The 3352-nt window shown below is 37.2% G+C and carries 4 protein-coding genes and 1 pseudogene; 2 read left to right on the forward strand and 3 right to left on the reverse strand.

Translation table 11 applies throughout. The annotated features are described in order from the left end of the window. The coding region (locus tag A9Q93_RS10220; RefSeq protein ID WP_303687301.1) for a VOC family protein at positions 1-289 on the reverse strand (289 nt) is incomplete at its 3' end. A 145-nt stretch (positions 290-434) separates the two neighbouring features. Here A9Q93_RS10220 and rbfA point away from each other — a divergent pair. Together rbfA and A9Q93_RS10230 are read left to right on the forward strand one after the other, a co-directional pair. Next, positions 435-830, forward strand: a complete 396-nt coding sequence (gene rbfA / locus A9Q93_RS10225; RefSeq protein WP_303687302.1) for a 30S ribosome-binding factor RbfA — start codon at positions 435-437, stop codon at positions 828-830. Continuing rightward, positions 830-2047, forward strand: a complete 1218-nt coding sequence (locus A9Q93_RS10230; RefSeq protein WP_303687303.1) for an ABC transporter permease — start codon at positions 830-832, stop codon at positions 2045-2047. Before rbfA ends, A9Q93_RS10230 begins: the two co-directional genes overlap by 1 nt. Here the strand turns inward: A9Q93_RS10230 and dusB are convergent. Then, positions 2032-3024 carry a tRNA dihydrouridine synthase DusB gene (gene dusB / locus A9Q93_RS10235; RefSeq protein WP_303687304.1) on the reverse strand — a complete coding sequence of 331 codons (993 nt, stop codon included), beginning with the start codon at positions 3022-3024 and terminating at the stop codon, positions 2032-2034. The genes A9Q93_RS10230 and dusB overlap by 16 nt on opposite strands. A gap of 76 nt (positions 3025-3100) precedes the next feature. Continuing rightward, positions 3101-3352 (reverse strand): annotated as a pseudogene (locus A9Q93_RS10240) (hypothetical protein); the annotation flags it as partial.

Genomic DNA, 3352 nt, shown 5'->3' on the forward strand with positions numbered 1-3352 from the left:
CTTCTTTTTCCAGTCTAGATAGCTCAGCCTTAATATCTTCTACCGCAAATGCTACATGGTGAATTCCTTCGCCTCGTTTTGCTACATACTTTGCAATAGCGCTGTTTTCATTTGTTGCAGCCAGTAACTCAATTTTGTTTTCTCCGGTCATAAAGAAACTCGTTTCTACCGCTTCACTTGCTACTGATTCACTTTTATAAGGTTTGCGACCCAATAATTTTGTGTAAACTTCGTTTGCCTCTTCAAGGCTTTTAACTGCAATTCCTAAATGTTCAATCTTGCCAAACATGTTTTTATTCTTTACTGTGAAGATAGAAACAACAGTTAAAAAACAACAATGTCGAAGCGTTTTTTTATATCTTATTTCTTTTCAAGAAGATTTGATAAAAATGAAATTAAAGAACTATTAATAAGGAACAACTTACCTTTGCACTATGGAAGAAAGTAATAGACAGAAAAAAATTGCTGGTGTCTTACAAGAAGATTTATCAGCTGTCATTCAGGATGTAATGAGAAAAAATGCCGTAAGCAACCTTATCGTATCGGTTACTAAGGTTACTGTTACTCCAGATTTAGGTTATGCAAAAGTGTACCTGTCTGTTTTCCCGGCAGATAAGGCAGCTACTGTTGTGCAAGAGATCGTAGATATGGGACACGAGATACGTTATGAGGTAGCCTCTCGAGTACGTCACCAGTTCCGTCGCATGCCTGAGCTCCAATTTTTCAACGATGATTCTTTAGAGTACATGGATCAAATCGATCAAGAATTAAAAGGGAAAAATAACCCTATTGAAAATCCAGATATTCTCCCACGACGCAAAAAGTCTTAGTGAATTTTTCTTTTTACATAGCGCGACGTTACCTCGTTTCTAAAAACGGAAAAAACGCCATTAATATCATAAATATCCTCAGTTTTATCATTACAGTGGTAGGAACTGCGGCGCTTTTTATTGTTCTTTCAGGATTTTCAGGACTTAAGGATTTTAGCACCGAGTTTTCCAACTATTTTGATCCAGATCTTAAAGTATTACCTGTAGAAGGAAAGACAGTTGAGATACCGCTTTCGCGAAAGCGAGAACTAGAAAATGTACCTGGAATAGCATTAGTTTGTGATGTAATAGAAGAAAAGGCTTTCTTAAATTATGAGGAAAAAAACGACATTGCTTTTATTAAAGGAGTTCCAGATAATTATGTGAACATGATTAGTACAGATTCCATTTTATACTATGGTAGCTGGCTTTCTAAAAGTGATGCGCAAGTTGTTGCAGGTTATTCTCTAGCAGCAAGATTATCACTTACAGTTAATGATTATGGGAATTATATGCAAATAATGGTTCCTAAACCTGGAACTAATGCGATTAATAAACTTAATTTGAACAGTTCGTTTTCAAGGCTAGACGCTATCCCAATAGGTACTTTTAGTGTTAATGAAGCGCTAGACGGTAAATATATTTTTACTCGACTTAACGCAGCTCGTAAACTGCTCAATTTGAATGGCTCAACAGCAAGTGCTGTGGAGATTAAACTTGAGGATGGAGCAAATCAAGACGAGGTAAGAGCCGCGATTCAAGAAATCTTTGACCAGCCTGTTAAAATTAAAGATAAATTCCAGATGAATGATGCGTTGTATAAAATGCTTAATTCAGAAAACCTGGTGGTGTATTTGATTTTTACTTTAGTATTGATCATTGCATTATTTAATGTGGTAGGATCGATCATTATGATGATTCTAGACAAAAAGAAAAACATGAAAACCCTTCTGGATCTAGGTGCTCCAGTAGAATCTTTACGTAAAATATTCTTTATTCAAGGAAGTTTAATGACCCTTTCTGGTGGTGTCATAGGACTTGTTATAGGAGTGGTATTTGTTGCTTTACAAATACAGTACGATTTAATTTATATCGCACCAGGAATTCCATACCCTTTTGCTATGGAACTAATAAACGTGTTTATATCTCTAGCTACTATTGCGGTTTTGGGAATTATAGCAAGTTACATAGGTTCTCGCAGAATTAACGATAGGCTGCTTTCTCAAGCAAAACTGTAATCGCCAAATTTTTGAAGTACCTCATCAAAAGCAGCGAAAACGCCAGCACTGTCATCACTAGTTACCATTTTCATACGGTGTTCTTTAAAATTAGGAATGCCTTTGAAATAGTTAGTGTAATGTCTGCGCGTTTCAAAAACACCTAATTTTTCGCCTTTCCAATCTATTGCCATTTGAAGGTGTCGTCTCGCGACTTCTACACGCTCTTGCATAGTGGGTTTTGCGAGATGCGTTCCTGTTTCAAAAAAGTGCTTTACTTCTCTAAAAAACCATGGGTAACCTATGCTCGCGCGACCTATCATACAGCCGTCAAGGCCATATTCATCACGCATTTTCATAGCAAGCTCCGGAGTGGTCACGTCTCCATTTCCAAAAATAGGAATGTGTATCCGCGGATTATTCTTCACCTCTGCAATAGGAGCCCAGTTGGCATTTCCTTTATACATCTGTGCTCGTGTGCGACCATGGATAGAAAGAGCTTTGATACCTACATCTTGTAAACGCTCTGCTACTTCCATGATCTTAATTGAATCGTCATCCCAGCCTAAACGAGTTTTTACAGTAATAGGTAAAGAGGTATGTTTTACCATAGCCTCCGTAAGCGACACCATAAGATCAATATCTTTAAGTATTCCTGCTCCTGCACCACGAGAAACCACCTTTTTTACAGGACAACCAAAGTTGATGTCAATAATATCAGGTTTAGTACGCTCTACAATTTCCACAGATTGTAACATGGATTCTAAGTTAGCTCCAAAGATCTGAATCCCTACTGGTCGTTCTGTTTCATAGATGTCCAGTTTCATGGTACTTTTTGCAGCATCACGTATCAACCCTTCACTAGAGATAAATTCGGTAAAAACAACATCGGCACCATTTTCTTTGCATAAAGTACGGAAAGGTGGATCGCTCACATCTTCCATAGGTGCAAGTAAAAGTGGGAAATCTGGTAATTCTATGTTGCCTATTTTAACCATGTTGTAAAGGTAAGATGTGTTTATTGATCTCGCTTTCGCGAAAGCGGTATAATTTCAATACACTACTTATTAAATATTAGTGCTTTTTAAAAGCTAGCTTTTCAGAGCGTCCTTTTTTGAAAATATTATTGCTGTTATAGTGTCCTGCTCGTAATGCTTTCTGTTCTTCATAAGGAAGCTGAATGATCTCGTTGCATTCTTCACTACAGCAGTTTTCATATTTTTCTTTGCATGAATCACACTGAATAAAAAGTAAATGGCATGCATCGTTTGCACAATTAGTATGTGTGTCACAAGGATTACCGCATTGATGGCAGTTTGCAATCAC

It is taken from the genome of Nonlabens dokdonensis, assembly GCF_002162835.1.
GTDB classification, from domain to species: Bacteria; Bacteroidota; Bacteroidia; order Flavobacteriales; family Flavobacteriaceae; genus Nonlabens; species Nonlabens dokdonensis_B.

What these genes read in the sequence shown, in the direction of transcription:
- dusB (WP_303687304.1), bottom strand. Translation starts at nt 3,024, where the DNA reads ATGGTTAAAATAGGCAACATAGAATTACCAGATTTCCCACTTTTACTT.
- rbfA (WP_303687302.1), top strand. Translation starts at nt 435, where the DNA reads ATGGAAGAAAGTAATAGACAGAAAAAAATTGCTGGTGTCTTACAAGAA.